The organism is Methanoregula sp., assembly GCF_028679125.1.
Classification (GTDB): domain Archaea; phylum Halobacteriota; class Methanomicrobia; order Methanomicrobiales; family Methanospirillaceae; genus Methanoregula.
Window position 1 is genome coordinate 31068 of the sequence record NZ_JAJRCG010000017.1, and the last position, 23621, is coordinate 54688.

The 23621-nt window shown below is 57.1% G+C and carries 20 protein-coding genes and 1 rRNA gene; 12 read left to right on the forward strand and 9 right to left on the reverse strand.

What is annotated here, in order from left to right:
* Window positions 1-147 precede the first annotated feature (147 nt).
* From LUQ43_RS10660 to LUQ43_RS10675, 4 genes are all read left to right on the forward strand, one after another.
* Window positions 148-303 (forward strand): hypothetical protein, encoded by a 156-nt coding sequence (locus tag LUQ43_RS10660; RefSeq protein ID WP_299967360.1) that lies wholly within the window; start codon window positions 148-150, stop codon window positions 301-303.
* A complete protein-coding gene (locus tag LUQ43_RS10665; RefSeq protein ID WP_299967362.1) occupies window positions 300-2618 on the forward strand; it encodes a glycosyltransferase family 39 protein in 2319 nt (772 codons plus the stop codon). Before LUQ43_RS10660 ends, LUQ43_RS10665 begins: the two co-directional genes overlap by 4 nt.
* 24 nt (window positions 2619-2642) lie before the next feature.
* Window positions 2643-3044: a GtrA family protein gene (locus LUQ43_RS10670; RefSeq protein ID WP_299967364.1), complete on the forward strand. Its 402-nt coding sequence runs from the start codon at window positions 2643-2645 to the stop codon at window positions 3042-3044.
* Between the two features lie 92 nt (window positions 3045-3136).
* Window positions 3137-3523: a hypothetical protein gene (locus tag LUQ43_RS10675; RefSeq protein ID WP_299967366.1), complete on the forward strand. Its 387-nt coding sequence runs from the start codon at window positions 3137-3139 to the stop codon at window positions 3521-3523.
* A 29-nt stretch (window positions 3524-3552) separates the two neighbouring features.
* On the opposite strand, the gene LUQ43_RS10680 is transcribed toward LUQ43_RS10675, so the two are convergent.
* Window positions 3553-3984: a universal stress protein gene (locus LUQ43_RS10680; RefSeq protein WP_299967369.1), complete on the reverse strand. Its 432-nt coding sequence runs from the start codon at window positions 3982-3984 to the stop codon at window positions 3553-3555.
* Window positions 3985-4015: 31 nt separating this feature from the next.
* A complete protein-coding gene (locus LUQ43_RS10685) occupies window positions 4016-5797 on the reverse strand; it encodes an MFS transporter (protein WP_299967372.1) in 1782 nt (593 codons plus the stop codon).
* Between the two features lie 319 nt (window positions 5798-6116).
* On the opposite strand from LUQ43_RS10685, the gene LUQ43_RS10690 reads away from it, so the two are divergent.
* A complete protein-coding gene (locus LUQ43_RS10690) occupies window positions 6117-6941 on the forward strand; it encodes a class I SAM-dependent methyltransferase (RefSeq protein WP_299967375.1) in 825 nt (274 codons plus the stop codon).
* A 43-nt stretch (window positions 6942-6984) separates the two neighbouring features.
* Here LUQ43_RS10690 and cofE read toward each other — a convergent pair whose 3' ends face one another.
* From cofE to glyA, 4 genes are read right to left on the reverse strand one after another with little or no spacing between them, the layout of a single operon-like run.
* Window positions 6985-7761: a coenzyme F420-0:L-glutamate ligase gene (gene cofE, locus LUQ43_RS10695; protein WP_299967378.1), complete on the reverse strand. Its 777-nt coding sequence runs from the start codon at window positions 7759-7761 to the stop codon at window positions 6985-6987.
* Window positions 7758-8570, reverse strand: coding sequence for a dihydropteroate synthase (folP, locus tag LUQ43_RS10700; protein WP_299967381.1), 813 nt, complete (start codon window positions 8568-8570; stop codon window positions 7758-7760). The genes cofE and folP overlap by 4 nt, the downstream gene beginning before the upstream one ends.
* Complete coding sequence (folD, locus tag LUQ43_RS10705) at window positions 8552-9400, reverse strand: bifunctional methylenetetrahydrofolate dehydrogenase/methenyltetrahydrofolate cyclohydrolase FolD (RefSeq protein ID WP_299967383.1); 849 nt, start codon at window positions 9398-9400, stop codon at window positions 8552-8554. The genes folP and folD overlap by 19 nt, the downstream gene beginning before the upstream one ends.
* Window positions 9401-9419: 19 nt before the next feature.
* Entirely contained in the window at window positions 9420-10658 is a 1239-nt protein-coding gene (gene glyA / locus LUQ43_RS10710) for a serine hydroxymethyltransferase (protein ID WP_299967385.1), read from the reverse strand.
* A 246-nt stretch (window positions 10659-10904) separates the two neighbouring features.
* Here glyA and LUQ43_RS10715 point away from each other — a divergent pair, with 246 nt between their 5' ends.
* The 4 genes from LUQ43_RS10715 to LUQ43_RS10730 all read left to right on the forward strand — a co-directional run bounded on the left by LUQ43_RS10715 (window position 10905) and on the right by LUQ43_RS10730 (window position 16859).
* Window positions 10905-11441 carry a hypothetical protein gene (locus LUQ43_RS10715; protein ID WP_299967387.1) on the forward strand — a complete coding sequence of 179 codons (537 nt, stop codon included), beginning with the start codon at window positions 10905-10907 and terminating at the stop codon, window positions 11439-11441.
* A gap of 12 nt (window positions 11442-11453) precedes the next feature.
* Window positions 11454-14900: a chromosome segregation protein SMC gene (smc, locus tag LUQ43_RS10720; protein ID WP_299967390.1), complete on the forward strand. Its 3447-nt coding sequence runs from the start codon at window positions 11454-11456 to the stop codon at window positions 14898-14900.
* Window positions 14893-15780, forward strand: a complete 888-nt coding sequence (locus LUQ43_RS10725; protein WP_363318514.1) for a ScpA family protein — start codon at window positions 14893-14895, stop codon at window positions 15778-15780. Before smc ends, LUQ43_RS10725 begins: the two co-directional genes overlap by 8 nt.
* Window positions 15781-15947: 167 nt before the next feature.
* Window positions 15948-16859 carry a Fic family protein gene (locus LUQ43_RS10730; RefSeq protein WP_299967392.1) on the forward strand — a complete coding sequence of 304 codons (912 nt, stop codon included), beginning with the start codon at window positions 15948-15950 and terminating at the stop codon, window positions 16857-16859.
* A 43-nt stretch (window positions 16860-16902) separates the two neighbouring features.
* Here LUQ43_RS10730 and LUQ43_RS10735 read toward each other — a convergent pair whose 3' ends face one another.
* Window positions 16903-19170, reverse strand: a complete 2268-nt coding sequence (locus tag LUQ43_RS10735) for a PAS domain S-box protein (RefSeq protein ID WP_299967394.1) — start codon at window positions 19168-19170, stop codon at window positions 16903-16905.
* Window positions 19171-19453: 283 nt separating this feature from the next.
* Between LUQ43_RS10735 and LUQ43_RS10740 the strand changes: the two genes are divergently transcribed.
* Window positions 19454-20536, forward strand: a complete 1083-nt coding sequence (locus LUQ43_RS10740) for a PEGA domain-containing protein (RefSeq protein WP_299967397.1) — start codon at window positions 19454-19456, stop codon at window positions 20534-20536.
* 91 nt (window positions 20537-20627) lie between these two features.
* The gene (locus LUQ43_RS10745; RefSeq protein WP_299967400.1) at window positions 20628-21569 is read left to right on the forward strand and encodes a DUF4013 domain-containing protein; all 942 of its coding nucleotides are present in this window, start codon (window positions 20628-20630) and stop codon (window positions 21567-21569) included.
* A gap of 28 nt (window positions 21570-21597) precedes the next feature.
* On the opposite strand, the gene LUQ43_RS10750 is transcribed toward LUQ43_RS10745, so the two are convergent.
* A complete protein-coding gene (locus LUQ43_RS10750) occupies window positions 21598-22101 on the reverse strand; it encodes a hypothetical protein (protein WP_299967403.1) in 504 nt (167 codons plus the stop codon).
* Window positions 22102-22733: 632 nt separating this feature from the next.
* Window positions 22734-22952 carry a hypothetical protein gene (locus LUQ43_RS10755; protein ID WP_299967406.1) on the reverse strand — a complete coding sequence of 73 codons (219 nt, stop codon included), beginning with the start codon at window positions 22950-22952 and terminating at the stop codon, window positions 22734-22736.
* 555 nt (window positions 22953-23507) lie between these two features.
* Here LUQ43_RS10755 and LUQ43_RS10760 point away from each other — a divergent pair.
* Window positions 23508-23621 (forward strand): 16S ribosomal RNA (locus LUQ43_RS10760); the annotation flags it as partial.

Consider the following 23621-nt stretch of genomic DNA (forward strand, 5'->3'; position numbering starts at 1 on the left):
CAGCATTTGACCGCACCCGTGTCATCAATATATCAGTCCCGGTTCTTCATGGGATGACCACGTGATTTGGGAGAGTGCAATGATGATCTGGATATTCCGGGTGCAACGGGTATTATATTTCCCTGGAACTTCAGGGAGGGGATCAGCATGAACGTGGACAATGCATGGTTTCTTATAACGTCCGAAGAGATCGAGGCGATCATGATGCAATTACAGGATGTCAGGGATGATATCCCGGACAAGTATGACCATGTACGGCAGATACAGGGCATCATCAATACGGTCAGGAACCGTCTGGTATGACAGGCAACTTCCTGGTACAAAAATACCGGTATGAGCTCCTTCTTGCCGGTATCCTCCTCCTTGCAGCATTCCTGAACATCTGGAACATCTGGAGCCAGGGTATCTCGAATGCCTATTATGCGGCGGCTGTCAGGAGCATGCTGGAAAATCCGGCCATGCTCTTTTTCAACTCATTTGATGCAGCGGGATTCATCACTGTCGACAAACCTCCGGTCGGCCTCTGGGTCCAGGCTGCGAGTGCGGCACTGCTGGGATTCTCGGGCTGGTCGCTCGTCCTCCCGCAGGCGCTTGCCGGTGTTGGTTCCGTTGCGCTGGTGTACCTGATCGTCTCCCGGGCATTCGGGAAACCCGCCGGACTGGTATCGGCGCTTGCCCTTGCAATAACGCCGATCTTCGTTGCAGTCTCGCGGAACGGCACCATGGACGGGATACTTATCTTCGTCCTCCTCCTTGCGATCTGGATTGGCCTGAAGGCTGCCCGGGAATCGTCCCTGCCCTGTCTCCTGCTTGCCGTGATCCTGGTCGGCATCGGGTTCAATATCAAGATGATCCAGGCATTTATTGTCGTTCCTGCGATCATTGCCATCTATCTCCTCGGGGCCCGGGAGATATCGCGCAACAAGCGGATTCTTCATATCTTCCTTGCCATTGCCGTTCTTGTCGCGGTATCCCTCTCGTGGGCGGTTGCCATCGATATGATCCCGGCGGACCAGCGCCCGTATATTGGTGGCAGCGGTGACAATACCGTTCTTGGCCTCATCGTCAATTACAATGGTGTTCACCGGCTGGAAAGTGACTCAACCGGCCAGGGTGGGAACCCCGGAGGATTTGCGCAGGGTACCTCAACGGTAAATGGAAATATGCCCCCGGATAGTCAGAGCGGCATATCGTTTGCAGCAGGCGACATGCAGAACCAGACTGTTCGTGATAATGCTGTCGGGAACCCGATGGACCGGACCCGTGGGGCTGACCAGCAGCCTCCTGACAGGGCTCAGGATTCGGGTATGATGGAGGGATCCGCGATGGCAGGCATGCCCCCATCTGGTATGAACAGTACCACCCGTCCGGGAGATTCAACCCTCTCTGCACCCGGCAACACGCGTGGCGGAGGGATGGGGGACGAGACCGGGACGCCCGGGATCGCCCGGCTCTTCAGCGAAGGGCTTGCCAGCCAGATCAGCTGGTTGCTTCCTTTTACGCTGATAGGATTACTGGCGCTCTGGAAACGGCCGACTGCACTCTCGCTCAAAGGGCTGGAGGATGCAGGTCTTTTCCGTGAAAAAGGATTGACTTTCATGGCAATGGGGCTCTGGCTCCTGCCCGGCCTGCTCTATTTCAGTCTCACCACCGGGTTCTGGCATACCTACTATCTTGCCACCATCGCCCCGCCGCTGGCAGCGCTGGCAGGTATCGGTGCTGTGGCAATGTACGGTGCATTCGTCAGGGGAGACGTACGTGGGTGGGTCCTGGTTGCTGCCATAGCAGTGACCGGGATCGTCCAGATGATCTTCCTGATGTATACGGCCGAATGGTCCGGTCCTCTGGTAGCGATTGTCGGATGCGGGGCATGTATCATGGCCATCATGCTGGTAATCCTGAAAGTAAGAGATCAGGAGGAACCTGCCATACTTCCGAAGATCGTTGCGGCCGGAGCAATCGCGCTCCTCTTCATAGCACCGTTTGTCTGGGCCTTCACCCCGATGATGTACGGGTCGGGGAACCTGCCAACCGCAGGTCCCCGGCTGTCAGAACAGGGTTCCGGGGGTACGGGTATGAACAGTATGCCCGGGTCCAGCGGTAATGTCTCGAACCTCGCGGACTACCTTCTCTCGCACTCAACGGGTGAGACCTGGCTTGTCGCCGTCCCGAGCAGCATGAGCGGCGCAGAACTGATCATCGGGACGGGAAAACCCGTCATGTCGCTCGGGGGGTTCGCAGGCAGCGACAGTGTCCTGACCGTAACTGCACTGAAGAACCTGGTGGATGACGGTAAGATCCGGTACTTCTACCTCTCCGGAGGACAGGGTGGCGGAGGCAGCTCCGGCAACAGTGAACTATTCAGCTGGGTTGAGGGTGCCTGCACTGCAGTCCCGTCATCCTCGTGGGGTGGCACGTCCGGTACTGTTGTCTCCGACCAGGGAACACGGGCACTTTCCGAACGTGACAACCAGACGTTCCCGGACATACAGAGCGCCATGCAGGACAGCATGCCCGGCATGTCTGGAGCCAGTGGATCAACAGCCCCGGGTTCAGCAACCGGCAACCAGAACAGCCTGTACGACTGCGCAGGGTACATGGGACAGTCCGTGGCATGAGGCCGGGATCCTGTTGGTGAAAGAATGACCTGTATCTCTGCTGCGTCCGGCCGGGAACACCTTGGGTGGTTCTTTGTCGTAGGTGTGATATCATCGCTTGTCGATATCGGGCTGCTGTATTACCTCTGCGAGTTCCGGGAGATCTGGTACATCCCGGCTGCCATGGTGTCGTACTGCACCGGGATCGTGGTCAGCTACGGTCTGAACAAGTATCTCACGTTCCACGATGTGTCCGGAGCCACGCTCCTCCAGTTCTCCACGTTTGCAGCAATTTCGATCAGCTGCCTCATGGTGAATGTCTGCATCATCTGGCTTTCTGTGGAACTGGTATCGCTCAGTTATCTGGCAGGAAAAGTGATTGCAACGATCTGTGCATTCTTCTGGAGCTATTACGGGCAGAGCCGTATCACGTTCCGTGGGTACTGACCAACGATCCGGATGGTCACCGGGTGTATTCGCAGGATTAATATCATTGCGCTGAAAAAATCCTCATTCAGCAGGTCCCGCAGGTGGTCCGGATGTTTGACCGGTTCTTCGAAAAGGATGCAGAAGGAGTCCTCAAGGCGCTCACGCTGGAATGGCCATGCCCCTCATGCGGGGGGACGAACTTCCGGATTCTCCCGGCAGAAGAGCGATCCCGCGGAGAATATCATAACCGGTGCCGGTACTGCCGTACAAAATGCCGGGTTGCCTTTACCCCCCCGGGGGCGGACGTTGAAGGCGAAGCGGAGTTCATGGAGCGTATCGGTTATGAGGATTTCACCGCAGAGGAGCGAATCGACATGATCCGGTACTTTGCCGAGATCGCATCGCTGGCCGTGGACGGTGCTCCCCCGGCGGTCCTCCGGGAGAAAAGAAAAGCGCTGGAAGAGAAGATCGCGTTTGCGAAACGGCGGAGACGGTAGGCGTCCCTGTCGTTTGCTCCGGCGATCTCTCACTTCACGACAAGAACTTTACAGGGTGCAGTCCGGATAACCTGTTCTGCAACACTGCCTAGGAGCAGCCGTTCCAGGCCTTGTTTTCCCCGGGTCCCGATCACAATGAGATCGATCCCCTTCTCCTGGGCGAACTTTACGATCTCTGCAGCCGGTTTCCCGTCAAGGGTCACGGTCTCCAGGGTTACGCCCTCTGCCAGGGCACGGACACGGTCAAGTGCGGTCTCCGCCTCCTTCTGGACAACGGCCCAGGTATCGCGTATCACCATGTCGGCTGATGCGGATTTGAATGCACTGAGATCCATCACATACACCGCAAATACTGTTGATCCGTATCCGCGGCCGATCCTCAGGGCTTCATCCACCGCAGCCCTGTTCTTTTCCGATCCGTCGGTTGCGATCAGGATCTTCTCAAATATCCGGTTGGTCATGGTAAGCACCTCATGTTTTCTTCTGTCTCGATCATTTTCTCATCTCTCCAGATACCTGTTGCGGTTCTGTCTCCTGGTGGGATCCATCTTCGCCAGGTGCATGGATCTCATGCACGTATTTCTCCCCTCCTCTGGCGCATAATCCTGCTGCTATGAGCGAAAGAACCGCCCCGAAGATGAACGTGGTGGCAAGGGACGGCATGAATGCCTGGGCCAGGGTGGTCGGGAACCACGTTACGCCGGTCAGGAGAGCGAGCGTGGCCGGGGGAATTGTCCCCGTAACTGTAAGGGGCATCCCGGCCAGGATCATCTGCACCGGGTTGTAGCCAAGGAACGCGGCGAAGAGTGCGCCGGTCGGCGGGATGGTGCTCATCGCGGGGATGAGCTGGGCAGCCCCGGCATTCGTGAGGGCTGATGACAGGGCTGCCGGAAATTCCTTTGTCAGGCCGACGACAATGATGGTGAAGAACATTCCCATGCTGATGACGAATCCCGAGTTCATCAGGGTCGACATCATGCCGGATGCGACACCGCGGTCGCCCGGAGGGACGGAGTTCATGATTGCCGCGGAGTTCGGTGAGGCAAACATGCCGTTCCCGATACCCATGACCAGGAGTGCAATGGCGAAGGTCAGGTAGTCGAAGTCATAGGGCATGAGGGCAAGCATGACAAACGAGAGTGCCACAAGCAGCATCCCGCCTGTGCTGATCCACCGTGCGCCGTACCGGTCCGAGAAGAACCCCGAGATTGGCCCCATGATGACAAAACCGATGGTCAAAGGAAGCATGTATACCCCGGCCCAGAACGGGGTGGACTCGAAACTGTAGCCATGCAACGGGAGCCAGATGCCCTGCAGGAGCATGATGAGAACGATCATCACGCCGCCCCGGGCAATGGCGGAGAGGAACCCTGCGGCATTACCATATGCGAAGTTACGGATCCGGAAGAGATCGATGGAGAACATCGGGTCTTCCACCCTGCTCTCGACAAAGGGGAACGCGATCAGAAGCAGGAGACCGGCAATCATCGATGCGATGACCCATGGATTTGCCCAGCCCATCGCATCGTTCCCGTACGGGATGAGCGCATACGTGATCCCGACGAGGAATATTGTCAGGCCCCCGATAAAGGTCAGGTTGCCCCAGAGATCGATCTTCCGGGTCTTCTTCGGGTATGCCGGCTCTTTCAGTTTCATGAACGCCCAGATGGTGCCGATCACGCCGATGGGGACGCTGATGAGGAAGACGTACCGCCAGTGCCAGACCGCGAGGATGCCGCCGATCAGAAGGCCGATGAACTGGCCGGAGAGGGCTGCCACCATATTCAGGCCCAGCGCCTTGCCCCGCTCATCAGGTGGGAAGGCGTCGGTGAGGATCGCGGCGCTGTTGGAGAAGATGAACGCGGCCCCGACAGCCTGCAGGAGCCGGAAACCGATCAGCTCGATGGCGCCGGCGTCACCGGTATCCGGGGTGAGGAAGAGGAGGATGGACCCTGCCGTGAAGATGGCAAACCCGATATTGTAGAGCCGCACCCGCCCGTACATGTCGGAGAGGCGGCCGAAACTGAGCAGGAGGGTAGCGGTGACAAGGCCGTACCCCATCATCATCCAGAGAAGGTACTGGAAGGAGGTGAGGGGATTGATACTGATGCCATTGAAGATGGCGGGGAGGGAGATGAGAATAATGCTCCCGTTGACCGTGGCCATGAACGTGGCAATGGTCGTGTTCGACAGGGCGACCCATTTGTAATGGATGCCTTTGCCGGAATCGTTGCTATCCGAAATGGTGTTGCCGGGTTGCGTGGTGGTGTCCAAGGTCTTCACCCGAGATATGTATTACAATGGAGATGCCAGGCAGATCCTGGTATCCTCTCTCTAGCATGTTACCGGGGATCTCATGTATAAGGAATACTATGCGGAATGACACTTGCTTTCTTTTTATGGAGTACGTGGAGTTTCCTGTAAATATAGGTGCTGCGGCAGTCTGACTATCATGAGCCATGAACCGGGTCCGGTACGGGAGGGTTCACAGCAGGGTATGTCGCGGACCTGCATCCTCTCACCGTACCTCCCTCTCCGGCCATCCCCTTGTGCCGGCGGATTTATCCTTCAGCGGTACGCACCAGTATGCGATATGAGCATGTCACCGGATCCGGCAATCGCTCCCGGAAAACCCGGTTTTTTCAAAGGAAAGGCCGGTTACTATGCACGCTACCGGAAGGGATATCCTGACGGTGTCTTTGATGCCATCATCGCCGGGTTCAGCCTGACCCCCTCATCGGAGATCCTGGATCTCGGCTGCGGGACGGGAAATGTGGCGATACCCCTTGCGGAGCGGGGGTTCCGTATCCATGCGGTGGATCCTGACCCGGGGATGATTGCGGAAGGTCAACGGCGCATAAGGGATCCCGGTGCCTGTCGGATCCGCTGGTGTGCCGGGGCAGACTCGACGGTCGCTACGCTCGGGCTCCCCCCGCTGCGGCTCTGTACCATGGGACTGAGTTTTCACTGGATGGACCGTGCAGCGGTACTTAAGACGCTGGATGGCATGATCGAGCCGTGCGGCGGGATAGCCTGCGTGAACCGGAATGACAGTTTCTTCTCGCACCTGGAGAACGGGTGGGGCGATGCGGTCAGGGAGGTGCTGACCGGTATGCTGGGCGATGGCTGGGATTATTCGGGCCGCATGAAAAAACGGCAGGAGATGCGCCATGAGGATGTCTTTGCAGCATCCCCGTTCCCCGTTATTGAAGAACGAGCCTTCACGGTCAGGGAGACCCTGACCCCCGATGATATCATCGGTCTCCAGCTGAGCACATCCTATGCCGCGCCCGAGCTCCTCACGGACCGGTACGATGAGTTCCGCACCCGTCTCAACCGCCGACTCCTGGATCTCGAACCTTCGGGGCAGTTTACCGAAGAATCCGTGATTCACCTGATCATGGCAAAACGTTCATGAAAAAAAGGAGACTCTCCGGAAGGGTAATCCTTCCCGGACCGCATTACCAGGGTTTCCTGTCCTTGGCAAATGCGCCCATGAACAGGCATTCGGTGGCATCGATCGTGTCAACCCCAAGATGATCCCCAAGGGGAAGGCCGGTGCCGCGGATGATGACCGCGGGTGTGCACTCGTCTGCCTCGCCCATCACCAGTTCTGCGGCAGAGGCAAGGTTGTCGGCAATCGCCCGTTTCGTGACCTCGAGTTTGCGCCCGAACAGGTCGGACCTTCCCCGGTCATCGATCACCGACGGGAAACCGGCCGATCCGATCGCAACACCGCTGCACCCGAGGCGCATCGCGTGGGTGCGGCTGTCGGCCACGATGACCCCGATCTTCACGCCGGTCTTTGCCTCGATGGTCTCTTTGGCCAGAAGGGCGCTCTGGTCAGGATCGGCAGGAAGAGGGGTGACACAGCCGGGCGGGGCGTTCGATGCATCCACCCCGGCATTCGGGAGGAGCGTGCCGGCCTTCATGCAGAGGAGGAAGCCCGGGATGCCCCCGACAATGGAGTCGCTCTCCTGCAGGACGACCTCTGCAACGCGGGGATCGAGATGGTACTGCCCGGCAAGTTCCTGTGCACGGGCGGTCGGGTGCACGTGGGAGAGGTCGATGACGTTCCCCTCGGATGTTGCAACCGCGGTCTCGGCAAGGACGAGGATGTCTCCCTCCTCAAACCCGCCGCAGGTCTTCTCTGCGGCCGCAAGGACGCGGTCGGTAATGGATTCGCCGCTCCGGATGATCCCGGTTGCGAGCCCGAAGACCTCGTACGAGGAGTTCATGGGGCATCCACCATGCGGGAATACACCCTGATTGCATCAACGGTCTCCTTCACATCATGCGTCCGCACGATCGATGCACCCTTCTGGAGCAGGAACATAGTGACGGCAAGGCTTCCCGCGAGTCGTTCTTCCGGTTCGCGTCCAACGAGATTCCCGATGAAACTCTTGCGGGAGATGGCGGCAAGGAGCGGCCGGTCGAATATACAGAACCGGTCGAAATGCCGGCAGAGTTCCCAGTTGTCGTCATAGGAACGCTGCGGCGTCCAGATCCCGACACCCGGATCGAGCACATACTTGTCGATCCCGGCAGCCTCGCATCGTTTGACAACGGTGGCAAGTGCCGCCTCTGTTGCATCGAGACCGGCCGCATCTCCCGGCGTATAATCGGTTGCCATGACGAATGCGGGTATGCCTGCCTGCGCTACGCGTTCAACATAGGCTTTCGAAGCGAATCCGGCAATATCATTCACCGCATGGATCTCGTGCTTCAGGCAGACATCCAGCACCCACGGGTTCATCGTGTCCACCGAGATGGTGAACCCGGTCCCGTCCAGTTCCTTTAAGGCGGCGTCGATCCGGTTTGCCTCTTCCGTGCCGCTGATCGCCTGGGTATTGGGTGCCGTGCTCCGTGCGCCCACGTCGAGCATGTCGGCGCCCTGCTCGATCATCTCGACGGCTTTTTTGTGAATCTCAGCGGTGGGGATAAAAGAGTCGTGGTAAAAGGATTCCGGGCTGCAGTTGAGGACGCCCATGACACGCGGCGGTGCCCCGCCGCCGATCGTGAGCTTGTTTACAACACACGATCGCATGCCCTCTCCTTTGCCGAACGGAAGGTGTTCTCCATCAGGGTTGCGATGGTCATCGGGCCAACGCCCCCGGGCACCGGTGTGATCGCCGAGGCAATATCCTTGACCGCCTCGAAGTCCACGTCGCCGACCAGTTTCCCCTCAAGCTGGTTGATGCCGACATCGATGACCACGGCGCCTTCCTTTACCATCTCCCTGGTGATGAAGTGCGGCTTGCCGATCGCGGAGACGAGGATGTCCGCTCTCTTCAGTTCCTCGGCAAGATCTTTAGTCTTGCTGTGGCAGATCGTGACCGTGGCATCTGCGTTCAGGAGGAGCGCAGCCATGGGCCGTCCTACGTCAATGCTCCGGCCAACAATGACGGCACGGGCACCGGCAACGGGTATCTGGTATTCAGCAAGGAGAGTCATGATCCCGGTTGGCGTGCAGGATGAGAACCGGGGTCTCCCTAAAAAGAGGTTGCCCATGTTCTCCGGGTGGTACCCGTCCACATCCTTGTTCGGGTCGATTGCCCCGATCACCCGTTCCGCATCGACCTGTTGCGGCATCGGGAGCTGGACAAGGATACCGTCAATCGTCCCGTCGCGGTTCAGCGCCCTGACCTTGTCGACAACGCTGCGGGTCGATGCGTCCGCGGGAAGTTCCACCCCGACCGACCCGATCCCGACCTGTTCGCAGGCCTTGTGCTTCATCCGCACGTACATCTGGGACGCGGGATCGTTTCCCACGATCACCGTTGCAAGATGCGGGCGGAGTCCTGAACCTGCGATCTCCTCCTTGAGGATCGCAAGGCGTTTTTCCGACGTCTTTTTCCCGTCAAGGATCGTGCTCATGACAACTCCAGTATGGGTATTATTCCGGGTAGAGGGTAAAGCGGCTGGCGAGTGCTTCCACTTTCACGTGGACATCCTTGATCGCGGCTTCATTGTGGACATCCTTGACCACGGTTGCGATCCAGTTCCCGATAAGGCGCATCTCGGCCTCTTTCATGCCCCGCGAGGTGACGGCGGGCGTGCCGATGCGCAGGCCGCTCGTCACGAACGGGCTCTTGGTCTCGTTCGGGATCGTGTTCTTGTTGACCGTGATGCCGGCTTTTCCGAGTGCGGTCTCGGCTTCAAGGCCGGTGATGCCCTGTTCCGTCATGTCGAGGAGCATGAGGTGGTTGTCGGTGCCGCCCGAGACGAGCCGGAGTCCGCCTGCCATCAGGGTCTCGGCAAGGGTTTTCGCGTTTTTAATGATCTGCTTGTTGTATTCCTTGAACGAGGGCTTGAGCGCCTCCTCGAAGCAGACTGCCTTTGCGGTGATCGTGTGCATCAGGGGACCGCCCTGCATGCCCGGGAAGACCGCCTTGTCGATGAGCGTCCCGAGATCCGCATTGCACATGATGGCGCCGCCGCGGGGTCCGCGGAGGGTCTTGTGCGTGGTGGTGGTAGTGAAGTTGACCACGCCGACCGATGTCGGGTGGAGGCCGGTTGCACAGAGACCGGCGATGTGGGCGATATCTGCCATACAGTAGGCGCCAACATCGTCAGCGATCTCCTGGAATGCCTTGAAGTCGATGGTGCGGGGGTAGGCCGAGGCACCGCAGACGATGATCTGCGGCTTCTCCTTCTTTGCCATCTCCGCTACTGCACCGTAGTCGAGCATCTCGGTCTTGGGGTCAACGCCGTATTGCGCAACCTGGTAGAACTTTCCGGTGAAGCTGACCGGGGACCCGTGAGAAAGGTGGCCTCCCTGGTTGAGCTTCATACTCAGGATCTTCTCTCCCAGTTTCATGTACGCAAAATAAACCGCCATGTTGGCCTGGGTGCCCGAGTGGGGCTGGACATTGGCATACTCGGCGCCAAAGAGTTTCTTGAGCCGGTCGCGGGCAAGGTTCTCGGCCATATCGTGGAACTCGCATCCGCCGTAGTACCTCTTGCCGGGGTAGCCCTCGGCATACTTATTGGTCATGATCGATCCCATTGCTTCGAGTACCGCTCTCGAAACAACGTTCTCGGACGCGATCAGCTCCAGACCGTTAACCTGGCGGAGCCTCTCCTTTTCGATGATATCTGCGATTGCTGGATCCGTTTTTGCCAGATACGACATATGGGGAAAGGTTCGCTGTTAAGAGGTAATACCTTTTCTCGTCCGGGGACCCGCAGGGAATTCCTGGTGTCGCGGCAGCCTCTGTTCGGACGAAACGCCGTTGTTTTTGTGAGCCGGCCCCACATATTCCCTGATATCAGATAAGAACGGCAATAATCGAGCAAAACCCTTTTTACCTAGTCAGGCGATCATTACTATTATTATTAATAAGGAATGCGCCGAACCAGTACAGTAAGTGTTCCGCGTATGGCGCAACCCGATGCAAAGATCAAATTCCTTGAGCACGAACTCGATCAACAGGAGAGAATGATTCAGATGATGGAAAATTCCGCTGGCGAGGACCGCATTGCCGCCCTCGAAAAGAAGGTACGGGAGATGGAGGCGCTTGTCAAGGGGCTCACCCAGGAGCTGCTCGATCTCAAGTCCATTGCAATGAAGATGTCCAAGCAGACCGAAGAGCGCAGCAGGCAGGAACTGAAGCGTGGCCCGATTGTGCAGAGCACGCAGCCCGCAGCCCCCGCGTCACCGTCGTTCCAGTCGTCTTCCGGCAGCACGGTTATCCGCCCGAAGGGACGCCCGGAGCCGGCAGCACCCGCCGAGCCGGTCATGGATATGATCATGCAGCCGGATGGCACGATGAAACTTGAACCCCGCCGCGGGGAGAAGGACTATATCATTGCCCGCGCCGGCTATGGCCGGAACAAGAAGGGCACTTCCCAGCCCAAGCAGGGCGAGCTCATCTATGCCGCCGAGGATGACAAGAAGGATCCTGCAAAGAAGTAAGGAGCCGGATCTTTGCATATCACAGGACTTGAGATCGATAACTTCAAGTCTTTTTCAAAAAAGACAAAAATTCCCTTTTTAGAGGGTTTTACCGTCATATCCGGGCCCAACGGCTCCGGCAAGAGCAATATCATAGATTCGATTCTTTTTGTTCTTGCCCTGTCGAGTTCGCACAATCTCCGGGCCGAGAAGCTGACGGACTTAATCAACCTGAACTCCGGCCGGAACACCGCTGAGGTCGCCCTTGAATTCTCCGACGGCACGAAGATCCGCCGCCGGATCAAGCGGACCGGCAACGGGTACTATAGTTACAACTATCTCAACGAGCGGCTCTGCAAGCAGAGCGACATCGTCGAGCATCTCGCAAAATCCGGCATCATCCCCCATGGCTATAATGTCGTGATGCAGGGCGATGTCACCCGCATCATGGAGATGAGCGACAACGAGCGCCGGAAGATCATCGACGAGATCGCCGGGGTTTCGGAGTTCGATACCAAGAAACAGCAGTCGCTCGCGGAACTCGACATCGTGCGGGAGCGGATCGAGCGCGAGGAACTTCTTTTAATCGAACTGACCAAGCGGGCAAACGAGCTGAAGAAAGAGCGGACCCATGCCCTCGAATACCAGAAACTGCAGGACGAGCTCACCTTCTACCAGAACTGCCGCTCCGCCGCCCAGCTCCACGAACGGGAGAAAGAGTTCACCACGCTCCAGCACTCGACCGAGGACCACAAAATCCAGCTCACCCGCATCGCCTCCGACCAGGGGATCGAGGAGAACGAGCTCTCCTACCTGAAGGCGGACTTAAAGGATATTGACGAGCTGATCAACAAGAAGAGCGGGGCCGACTATCTTAAGCTCATCGCCGAGCTGGAAGAGGCCAAGAGCGGGATCAAGCTCGCCGAGCAGACGATCGTCCGGATGAAGAAAGAGAAGGAGACGAACCTTGAGGCGATCAACCGCGTGTACATGGACAGCAAGCGTGCGGAGACCCGGGTAGCGGAGTGCACGGACCAGATCCGCACCCTGACCATCGACCGCACGAACATCGCTATGGAGGTTGCCACTGCAAAGGCGCAGCTGGAGAAGATCGAGACCGAGATCAAGCAGCACAGCGAGGACACGGAAGGGGCCCGCGACCGGCTGTTTGCGCTCTTCCGGGAAGTCGAGGAGAAGAAAGGGCAGCGGTCGGGCATCCTCCACCAGCAGGACCTCTTCATCGAGAAGAGCCGGATGCGGACCACCGAGCTCGAACGCCTCACCGGCCTGCTCAGGCAACTCGACGAAGAGTATGCTGCAAAGCAGACGCAGCTCACCGACAGCCAGAAGAGCGTGGAAGATCTCGTTACCGAGAAGAAGAACCTAGACCGGAACCTCTCGGAGCTGGAGAGCGGGCTGTTTGCGCAGCGTTCGACCCTTGAACGGCTCAGAACGGAGATCCGGGACCGGGAGCAGGACGCGATCCGGCTCGAAGCAGCCCAGCAGGCCCGGGGCGAATCCGGCGGGAGGGCAATCGAGGCGGTCGCGTCCATGGAAGGCGTGCACGGCACGATTGCGGATCTGGGAAAAGCCCCGGCCGAGTATACGACCGCCCTGAATATCGCAGCAGGCAACAAGCTCAACTTCGTTGTCTGCGACACCGACCAGATCGCTGCGGACGCGATACGGTACCTGAAGGAAGAGCGGCTTGGCCGGGTCACGTTCCTCCCCCTGAACAAGCTCAAACCCCCGCAGTTACCCCCGATCAAGGAGCCGGGCGTTGTCGATTATGCGGTGAACCTGCTGGAGTACGATCCCCAGTACGACCGGGCCTTCTCTGTTGTGCTCGGAGGGACGGTCGTTGTCGATACGCTCGAACGTGCCCGGAAACTGATCGGGAAGTACCGGATGGTCACCCTCGAAGGCGAACTGATCGAGAAGAGCGGGGCAATGACCGGCGGTTCCATGAAGAAGCAGTCCGGTCCCCGCGGCTTTGGGGCTGCCGTGGACGACGAGATCATGCGGATCCGTTCTCACCTTGGCGAGCTCCAGGGCGAGGCGGCAACGCTCGAAGCTGGTGTGAAACGGCTCACCGAGGAAGTGGACGCAAAACGCGGGGCACGGAACGATATCGACCAGAAAGTGGCCCGGTTCGGGATGTTCACCGAGGAGTTCACGCGACGGTTCGATGCGATCACGGTCGAGAAGCAGACCATCGAGGCGGCGGTTGCCCGGCAGCAGGAAGAGACGAAGAGCAGCACAACGGATCTCACTACCCTCGAAGCCGATCTCGACACGATCACCGGGGAGATCAATACCCTGAACGGCGAGATCGATGCGATCAAGAAACGCCTTGACGATACCAACATCCCTACCCTCACCGAGCAGATGGAGAAGAAGCGCCGGGAGATCGAGGAGTCCGAGCGCCGGCTCCGGAACAAGGATTCAGATATCACCGATGCCCAGCGGGACCGCCAGCACTTCACCGTCCGGATCGGGGAACTGGCCGAGGAGCGGAAGCGGCAGGACGAGGCCAACCAGCGGATCGATGCCGAGATTGCCACTTCAGGAGAACAGATCGCGGCCCACAAGACGCAGATCGCAGCCCTCGAGGAGCGGCAGAAGGAGTTCTCGGGCGAACTCGACGAGCTGCGGGGAAAACGCGGCGAGGTCTCGCAGCACATCCAGGACTCCGAACTCAAGCTGATGAAGCTCGATGCCGGGAAGGAACGCATCACCACCGAGCTGGTGGCCATCGAGGAGAGGGCAAAGACGCTCGGCATCGAGATCGCAATGCTCAGGCAGCAGGTCGGCGAAATGGACACGAACCTGACGCTCTCGGAGATCGAGGGGAAGATTGCCGAGGCGGACGGTGCCCTGCGGAAGATCGGGGCTGTCAACATGCTCGCGATCGAGGAGTATGACAAAGTCCAGAAGCAGGTGACGGAGCGTACTGAACGGAAGGAGACGCTCTCCACCGAACGCGAATCCCTGATCGAGCGGATCCAGCAGTTCGAGCAGATGAAGTACGAGGCATTTTCAACAGCGTTCAAGGCAATCGATACGAACTTCCGGGAGATCTTTGCCCGGCTCACGAGCGGCAGCGGCCACCTTGTCCTCGAGAATGAGGAAGATCCGTTCGCCGGCGGGATGACCTTTGCCGTGCAGCCCCGGGGCAAGAAGGTACACCTCCTGAACTCCTTATCGGGAGGCGAGAAGTCACTCACCACGCTTGCCTTCATCTTCTCGATCCAGCACTATATCCCGGCACCGTTCTATGCCTTTGACGAAGTGGACATGTCTCTCGATGGCGCGAACGTGGAACGGATCGCCTCCATGGTCACGGAACTCGCACCCAATTCGCAGTTCGTCATTGTCTCGCTGCGTAAGCCGATGATCGAGGCAGCCCAGCGGATCATGGGAGTTACGCTGCGGCCGGACAAGAGCACGCTCGTTACCGGGGTAAAGGCGAATGGCTGAAGAGCCTGGAAAGATTGCCGGGGAGAATCCCGGACAGGTTCCCCCAAACGAAACAATACCTGAATCTGGTGAAGTGCCTGCCGACCAGACCGTATCTCCTCCGGTGACCATGGGGGTTGTCGAGGACCCGGTCGAGATCTTGGTGGGCCTGGCGGAACGCGGGGAGATTGACCCGTGGAACATCGATATTATCGAGGTGACCGACCGCTTCCTCTCCGAGCTGGAACGGCGGCGTGAACTCAACCTCCAGATCTCGGGACGGACGCTCTTCTACGCAGCCACGCTCCTCCGGATGAAGTCCGAACTGCTGGACGTCGTGGAGGAACCCGACGATGCCGGGGAGGGTGAGGACGACGACCTGTTCGGCGACGGGTACGCGGGCGGTGACGGGGAGGATATCGCCTATTCCAGCCGGCTCGGCCCCATCGAGCGGCTGGAAACCGAGATCCAGCGCCGGCTTGACCGGAAGAACATGAGAAAGAGCCCGACCACGCTCTTCGAGCTGATCACCGAGCTCAAGAATATCGAGAAGGAGGAGCGCCGGCGCCGGAGGATGGCAAACGGGTCCGCAGACCTTACCGACGATTCCCTGATCGATGCGGACGACGTAGTCAGCATCGCCCACGAGGAAGGATTCCAGGAATCCTCCATGACCCGGCTTGCGGAATATCTCGAAGGGCTGGAGATCAACGAGGAGATGACGCTCGCGGAACTGTGCAAGCGGATGGAGTGGGGAATTCCGGAAGTGTTTATCCCGCTCCTCTTCCTTGCGCTTGACGGGCGGTGCACACTCCGGCAGGAAGAGTTCTATGGTGATATCTGGGTGCAGATATGCAGGGTGGAAGAGTCAGAATCCACCTCTGGTTCCGCATCAGAATAGGTCAGCAGGCCGGTTTTGTTTATCTGAATCTCCTCACTTCCCCGTGCGGCGCATGCCCGGGATCCGGTATCCCCACATCCATTTCCTCGTATCCATTCTTCACGTGACAATACCTTCAATATCTCCCGCACGAATATCGGATCAATCAAAAAACTGCCGATACCGATATGTCACAACCCGATACTCAGCTGATGAAATGGATCCGTGAGAAGCACGAGCGCCTCGAAGCAATGCGTCCGCTCGACCGGGACACGGTCGCACGGCTGCACGACGAGATGCGGCTCCTGCATACCTACAACTCCAATGCCATCGAGGGGAACACCCTCACGCTCTCCGAGACCAAACTCGTTCTTGACGAAGGGATCACCATAGGGGGCAAGACCCTCCGCGAGCATCTGGAGGCCACCAACAATGCGCAGGGATATGACCTCATCGTCCGGCTGGCACGCGAAGAATCTCCCATCAGTCATGTCACCATCCAGCAGGTCCACGAGGTCGTGACACGGGGAATTCTCGAAAGCGCCGGGCGATACCGGACCCGCAACGTGCGGATCACCGGAGCAGTCCGCTCACCGACGGACTGGATGCACATCGCTAGCGAGATGGATGATCTGATTGCGGAGATAAAAAAACCGGAACTGCCGGTTGTTGAGACGACCGCCTATCTCCATCACCGGTTTGTGGCAATCCATCCTTTTACTGATGGGAACGGGCGGGTCGCCCGGCTGCTCGGGAACCTGTACCTTCTCCGGCACGGATATCCCCCCATCGTGCTTGACCAGAAGAGCCGGCAGCAGTATTATCGTTCTCTCCGTGAGGCGGACACCGGCAATCTCGTACCGTTCACGTGTTTCATCGCCCGTGCTGTCAGCGATGCCCTCTCCCGGTACCTTGCCGTTTCCGGGGGAAATGAATCGCTTGTCCCCTTACGTGACCTGGCAGCACAGTCGCCGTACTCGCAGGAATACCTGAGCCTTGCCGCCCGGAAAGGACTTCTCGATGCCGCCAAGATGGATGACACCTGGTATGCGAGCCGGCGGGCGCTTGATACCTATATCCGCGAGCATGGCAGGAAGTGACATCCTGTGAGAGGACCACGAAGAGAACCGGATGGCAATTCCTTCATTCCACCTCTGTTCCCGTAAACCGGTACGCATTGTCCGGGACATGTATCTCAAACCGTGCTCCCGTCCCCTCCATGCCCGTCTCCGTTATGGTAATGCCGGTAATACTAAGAATCTCCCTTGCAAGGAAGAGCCCGAGACCTGTGTGTTTCCCGTACCCCCTCTTGAAGATCTTCTCCTTCTCAGCAGCCGGGACACCCTTCCCGTTATCTTCAAAGACAATGGTAAGTCCTTCAGGATCCGGATGGGATTCCATCCGGATCTCCGTTACCTCTCCCCCATGCCGGACCACGTTGTCAGCAAGGTTCTGGAACACGTACTCGATGAGGAGGTCGGCAAAGATCTCAAGATCGCCCAGTTCGTTTTTCACGACGATGGATTCGGGGAGATGTGCCCTCGCCAGGCTCTTTACGGGTTTCTGCCATTCCGGCTCTTTTGTCCCGAGATTCTGGTAGATCCGCGTGAACTCCATCTGCGACTTGATGATCCGGGTTGAGGACTCGATCCGTTCAAAGAGTTTCGGGTAATCCGGTGGCGGACCCCCGGCCATATGGGTGATCTCGATGTATCCCAGAATGATGGCAACCTTGTTGAGGACATCGTGACGGGTAATACTGGAGAGCAGGTTGAGCTGCTTGTTGGTCTGGCGGAGTGCATCCTCCATGCGTTTCCGGGCGCTGATATCCCGGAGTGAGATGATGATGGCAGGTACGTTTGCAAAGACGATCCGTTTTCCTGTTCCCTCGATCCAGATCTTCCGTCGGGAGATTGTCATGGCTTCCGCGTTCAGCGGGAAACATTCCTTCTCCTGAGGGCTCCGGTTGAAGTTTTTCTGGAGTTCGTCTCTCGCGTCAGGGAGAATGAAATCCAGCAGGTTTGCCGATCTCATCCGGTCAGGTTCGCTGCCGGCACAAAAGATATTCGCTGCTGCCCCGTTGCAGAACAGGATCATCCCGGTCAGATCGGTGATAAGGATCCCATCTGGGGACTCTTCGGCCAGCATCCGGACCTTCTCTTCGTTCTCCCGCTTTGTGTGTTCACGCTGGCTGAGATCTTCAGTATCTGCCCGTACTCCCTCATCTGGGGCAGTGAACTCTTCGGACTTCTGTACCAGATCCGGATTGACCTGGTTCAGCGGTTTCACCTCCAGGATCATGGTCATGCTGGCAGGCTGGTTGCTGATGGTGACCGGAGTTGTTGAGAAGAAGACATGGACCGATCTCCCGTCCTTTACCTTCAGCGAGAGGGGCATGTCCGCGATCCTGCCCGTCATGCCCATACGCGAGACCAGCCGGGTCGCATCATTGGTTGAGAGGAGCCCGATTTCGCTCGGGGTTTTCCCGAGTACTTCTGTTTTTGCATACCCGCTGACGTTCAGGAACGCTGCATTCACGGTTACAAATTTCATGTCCGGCATGCTGTTGATGGCGATGGGATACGGGCTGTTCTCGAAGATGGTCCGGAACCGGTTCTCGCTCTCGCGGAGGGCAGATTCCGTCAGTTTACGGTCGGTAACGTCCTTGAATATTCCCCGGGTGTACTGCGGTTTTCCCTCGTGTATTTTACAGCTGGCAAAACCTTCCACGTACACGGTTCTCCCGTCTTTGGCCCTGAACGCGAAATCGATGATCCCGACATCCTCTCCGCCAATAACCCGGGGGAACAGGTTCCGGCAGTGCTCCCTGCTCTCTTCGTGGATGAGATCAAAGAGCGTGAGCATAGCCAGTTCGTCTTCGCGGTACTGAAGAGTATCCCGCCATTTTTTATTAACAAACAGGAAATGCCCGTCCGGGGCGATACTCTGGATCAGATCAGTTGCATTCTGGAGATCATGGTAGCGCTGTTCCTGTTCGACAAGGGAGATCTCTGCCTGCCGCATCTGGATGGCCCTGCGAAGCACGTGGATAAGTTCGGCATATGCCGCATCAGGATCACCTCCCTTCTGGAGATAGAAATCCGCACCATTATTCAGGGCGTCGATGACCACTTCTTCCCGGCCCCGGCCGGTGACGATGATGAACGGGACATTGCCTACGGATAAACGGACTTCCTTGAGAAATGCAATGCCGTTCATGACCGGCATCTGGAAATCGGAGACGATAGCATCGTATCGCTGGTTTTTAAGGTGGAGTAATGCCTCCTTTGCGGAAACTCGCGTATCGACAGCGAATTCCTGTGAACTTTCAAGAAATTCTTTTGCTACTTCCAGGAGATCCGGCTCGTCATCAACATACAGGACTGCATAGGGAGGATGCACAATATCCACGTCTGGAATAATCAGAGTCCGTTTTTTATCTGATGCGAGATATATCTTTGGATATTTACTTCACGCCGGACGTTAGATCCTGACTGGTACGTACAGGTTCCGGCTGGAGATAACCCGTTGCCGTGAAAACACCGGCTATCCTCCCCGTGACCATGCCTGACGGGGCCGCCGGTGCTTCTTTCGTCTCCGGGATGTCATGCCTCCCAGTGGTTCAGTTTGGGTGATCGGCCGCCATGGTTTTAACCCGGTCCTTTTTTATACAATCCCTGAATATTCAGGTACTATGCCTCTGAATCGCCGGTCCCTTGTGTTCATGGGATTAATTCTTGTCTGCCTCGTTGCCATGATCTCCCCGGTTGCCGCTGACAGCCCTCAGTTCCGTGTCTACTCGACCCCGTCGGGAGCCTCGTTCTGTGTTGATTACCACTGCGGGTATTCGACCCCTGATGATTTCGCAGCTACGCCCAACTCCTGGCATACCATCGTCGTCACCATGGATGGGTACCAGACGTGGAGCGACAGCGTGTACCTGGATGACTATGGAACCACGGTTGTCAATGCGAATCTCTATCCCAACCCCGTTGCAGTCGGATTCCTGGACATCACCTCGTTCGGTGCGGATATTTACGTTGACGGCATCTACAAGGGAAACGGCGATCAGACGATGTCGCTCTCCCCGGGCAGCCACAAACTCCTGCTCCAGAAGCCCGGCTATTACGATCATGAGGAGCAGTTTACCATCTCCGCTGACAGGACAACCACCCTTGCCCCCGGGATGACACCGTACCCGACGTCGTCCCCCTACGGAGACCTCCAGATCCAGTCGATACCCCCGGGAGCCGGAGTCACCGTGAACGGTGATTACAAAGGCACCACGTACCCGGGAGACCCCGTGTATGTCACCCAGCTGACACCGGCAAGCTATACGGTCAGCCTATCCATGCCGGATTACCAGACCTACACCGAGACCGTGGCGGTCCAGGCTAATGCGGTCAAGGTCATCACGGCAACCATGGTTCCTGCACCGTCGGGATCCGATACAACCGGGCAGCTGACGGTTGGCTCCACTCCATCAGGAGCAAATGTCTATCTCGATACAACATTCCGGGGCGTTACGCCCATGGTGCTTTCGGATATCCCGGCCGGGAACCATGTGATCGTGCTGCGCGAGAGCGGGTACCAGGACTGGACATCGTCGGTTGCCGTGACCGGGGGAAGCTACACGGCAGTATCCGGGACGCTTGTATCCGGTACCACGCCAGCAACTTCCGCATCCCAGCCTACAAAGTCACCGCTGCCGGTGTTTATTCCCCTGGCCGGCATCGGCATCTGCTGTGCGTTGGCCATCATGAGAAACAGGGAGTAGATCTCTCTCTATTACACCGTTTTTCCTGCGTTCTGCCCAGGATCCACATGCCTATTTGTACCCCTGATGCCAATCATTGATTGCATACGCTATGGATCTCAGCCATTTTATCCGGGAATCTGCGGCCTTCACCCGGGAGACCCTGACCGGAAGATGGTCCCGCTGGCTGATCCTCGTCCTGCTCGCCCTGCCATGGCTGGCGCTCTCATCGCTTGCCGGCAGCCTGAATCTCATCGAGAGCAACCGGATACACTGGGCCCTTATGCCCTGGGGAGAGGCCGGTCTCCTGATCGCTCTCGGGCTCCTGTGTTATTTCCTGATCTCGGGATATGTCGTGCGCCTCCTGAAAGGCGATTCTGCCCCCCCGGAGTTCGACAACAGGATCCAACTCATTCTTGATGGTATCAAAGTCAACGCGATCCCGCTTGTCTGGATCATTGTTCCTTCCATCCTTGCGTTCATCGGGTATTCGGTTGCCGATGGCGGAATACTACCCGGTCTCCTCAAGGGAACGACTCTTGGATGGGTAGTTATCCTCATTCTTCTGGGTATCCAGCTGGTGATCCTCTTCATTGCTGCACAGTATGTCATTGTCGGGGCTATACGGTTCGCCCGGACGGGATATGTCCGTGAGGCGTTCAACGTCCTGGCTATCAAGAGGACCATGGATCATATCGGGATCGTGAACTATTTTATTGCCTTGGGAATTGTCACCCTTACCGGGCTGCTCTACATGTATGGTCTCCGTGCCGTTTCGTTTGTGCCGTATGCCGGGGGATATATTGCCCATGTGCTCTGGCCGCCTGTGATGGTGTTCACCGTCCGCTTCATGGCGCATTTCTGCGACGAGGATATGACACCCGGGGGAAAAAAGACGGTCATGGACCTGGGAGCCCGGGCCCTGTCACGGATAACTGCTCTCGGCATGATACCGGAGATCCTGGCCTGGCTTGCCATCGTTGCGGTGCTCAGTCTCATCAGTTTCACACCCATGGTTCTCGTCGTCGGATCGATCAGCGGGCTCTTTGCGTGATCGTGGCATGATCTATTGGTGTCGTGATCTATACCAGTGCCGGCACAGAGTCAGTCCAAATCTCTACACGCTTACGGATCGCGTCATCCAGGTAGGATGAGAGCGTGACCCGGTCGCGGGCAATACTCAGGAAATATACCTCCCCGTCCGGGTCATGGCATTTCAGCGTGACCGAGAAGAGGTCGGCGGCCTTTATGTGCTTCACCGTCCCGCGATGGGAGGCGATGTTGGCCATATTCGAGATGATGGCAGCAATGCCTGTCTCATAGCCATCAACAGAATCGTACATATCCAGCCCATAGCCGATGCGTTTCCCTTTGGGATTCATGTACAGGAACTTTGCCGTGTACATCTCCCGGATCTTCTCTACGGGCGGATGGCTCTTCCTTACGCTCATATAGGATGTGCACCCGAACGGGTTTTTCAGGATGAATGACTGGACAACGGCCTGGAATGCAGAGACGTCAGAAAACGGGGTTTTCAACCAGTGGACTGCACTCTTTGCACTGCTTCTTGGGATGAACGGTGCCATGGATTATCTCACCTGGATGGTCAGACTGCGATATTTTTGATAATACATATTGGCAGAACAATAAATTCTTGGTGGTCGGATGCACGGCAGATGCGGGGGTCGGGCATAATTTTTCAAGGGTTCATGGTTGTTTCCGTGGCGGGTCGATTCTCTCCAAGAAGGATTCAGTCTCCCGTCAAAGATGCACTGCTTGCGTGGGCGAATGATCTGCAACAATCTGGTGCGTCCATAAATTTTCCCGGTCTAAAAATGTGTCCGACCCCCTACATGTCGTTTTAATCCAAAGCCGGATTGTGCCAGTACATTAGTGCATTATTATGACGAAAAAAAAGCAGAAGATAAGATAGGAATACTGCAAGGTGAGCTGCAGGGGGTCGGGCAGATATTTTGGGATCTGATGCGGGTGCAAGTTTGATCCGGCATCTGCCACGGTAAACCGGACCTGTTCACTGGGCATACTACGGGTCCGGCCATGGTTCGTCCCATGCGTATAACTGCCACACACATGCGGCACCTCCCCCATTTTCAGGCCCCTGGCCCGGAAAAATATGCGCGATCCCGCGTACCGCTGAACGCGATCAGGATCCGAACGGGATCACATGGAGATCGAAATGGCCCCTGCATCCCGGATTTCACGTCTTTTCGTGTATGCGCGATTGCGGCAAGGATCCGGTCAGGATTGCTATCACCTGCATAATCTCCGACGTAATCATCGTTTTCAGCGTTCCGCGCTTCCAAAAAAAATCCGCAGGGGCCCGCAGGCCGGGTGTGCGATTGTCCCTTTCGCGCAGGATCTGTGTAAGGATCCTGGAAACGGTAATTTTCGGAATCTTTCCTGCATTGGAATCCATTTCCAGATTATCCGCAATCTGAATATTGTTTCAGCAATAGATCCCGGCTGAATATACGGGGAAAACAGGGGGATCATCTTTAAATGGTTGACTGTGTTATATGTAGATCCACAAAATCTGATGACGAACCGACGAAAACCGCCCCCAAAAGGGACAGGTGTCGGTTCCGAGGGAAAAACAATCAGGGCAACAAGGTTTATATACCTCAATGCCCTACATTGTAAGCCCGTGAATGCGTGAAAAATCACGACGAAATTCACAGTTCAGATTCCCTTGATGAAGAATCAAACACGCAGGTTTTACCTGCCTTGGTTCCGATGGGAAAAAACTGCATGTAACAAGGTATAAATATCCTTGAAACATACAGTAATAGCCCGTGTTCAATCAAGCAACACGACGAAACAATAGCACAAATTTTCTTTGATGGAGATCCAACGATACCTGGCTTGACCAGAGTTGGTTCTGACGTTGATACTGGCAATGCGGAAATTTGTTTAGTAACCGCTAATTCCTTAGAACAAGTTCAGATACGTGTGCGTACGAAGAGTACAATTAATTCTGGTTGATCCTGCCAGAGGCCACTGCTATCGGAGTTCGATTAAGCCATGCGAGTCGAGAGGTGCAAGACCTCGGCATACTGCTCAGTAACACGTGGACAATCTAACCTAC

What these genes read in the sequence shown, in the direction of transcription:
- LUQ43_RS10745 (WP_299967400.1), top strand. Translation starts at nt 20,628, where the DNA reads ATGGATCTCAGCCATTTTATCCGGGAATCTGCGGCCTTCACCCGGGAG.
- LUQ43_RS10755 (WP_299967406.1), bottom strand. Translation starts at nt 22,952, where the DNA reads ATGGATTCCAATGCAGGAAAGATTCCGAAAATTACCGTTTCCAGGATC.
- cofE (WP_299967378.1), bottom strand. Translation starts at nt 7,761, where the DNA reads ATGAACTCCTCGTACGAGGTCTTCGGGCTCGCAACCGGGATCATCCGG.
- folD (WP_299967383.1), bottom strand. Translation starts at nt 9,400, where the DNA reads ATGAGCACGATCCTTGACGGGAAAAAGACGTCGGAAAAACGCCTTGCG.
- LUQ43_RS10680 (WP_299967369.1), bottom strand. Translation starts at nt 3,984, where the DNA reads ATGACCAACCGGATATTTGAGAAGATCCTGATCGCAACCGACGGATCG.
- LUQ43_RS10750 (WP_299967403.1), bottom strand. Translation starts at nt 22,101, where the DNA reads ATGGCACCGTTCATCCCAAGAAGCAGTGCAAAGAGTGCAGTCCACTGG.
- LUQ43_RS10675 (WP_299967366.1), top strand. Translation starts at nt 3,137, where the DNA reads ATGTTTGACCGGTTCTTCGAAAAGGATGCAGAAGGAGTCCTCAAGGCG.
- LUQ43_RS10715 (WP_299967387.1), top strand. Translation starts at nt 10,905, where the DNA reads ATGGCGCAACCCGATGCAAAGATCAAATTCCTTGAGCACGAACTCGAT.
- LUQ43_RS10665 (WP_299967362.1), top strand. Translation starts at nt 300, where the DNA reads ATGACAGGCAACTTCCTGGTACAAAAATACCGGTATGAGCTCCTTCTT.
- LUQ43_RS10660 (WP_299967360.1), top strand. Translation starts at nt 148, where the DNA reads ATGAACGTGGACAATGCATGGTTTCTTATAACGTCCGAAGAGATCGAG.
- glyA (WP_299967385.1), bottom strand. Translation starts at nt 10,658, where the DNA reads ATGTCGTATCTGGCAAAAACGGATCCAGCAATCGCAGATATCATCGAA.
- LUQ43_RS10690 (WP_299967375.1), top strand. Translation starts at nt 6,117, where the DNA reads ATGAGCATGTCACCGGATCCGGCAATCGCTCCCGGAAAACCCGGTTTT.
- LUQ43_RS10670 (WP_299967364.1), top strand. Translation starts at nt 2,643, where the DNA reads ATGACCTGTATCTCTGCTGCGTCCGGCCGGGAACACCTTGGGTGGTTC.
- LUQ43_RS10740 (WP_299967397.1), top strand. Translation starts at nt 19,454, where the DNA reads ATGCCTCTGAATCGCCGGTCCCTTGTGTTCATGGGATTAATTCTTGTC.
- folP (WP_299967381.1), bottom strand. Translation starts at nt 8,570, where the DNA reads ATGCGATCGTGTGTTGTAAACAAGCTCACGATCGGCGGCGGGGCACCG.
- LUQ43_RS10730 (WP_299967392.1), top strand. Translation starts at nt 15,948, where the DNA reads ATGTCACAACCCGATACTCAGCTGATGAAATGGATCCGTGAGAAGCAC.
- LUQ43_RS10725 (WP_363318514.1), top strand. Translation starts at nt 14,893, where the DNA reads ATGGCTGAAGAGCCTGGAAAGATTGCCGGGGAGAATCCCGGACAGGTT.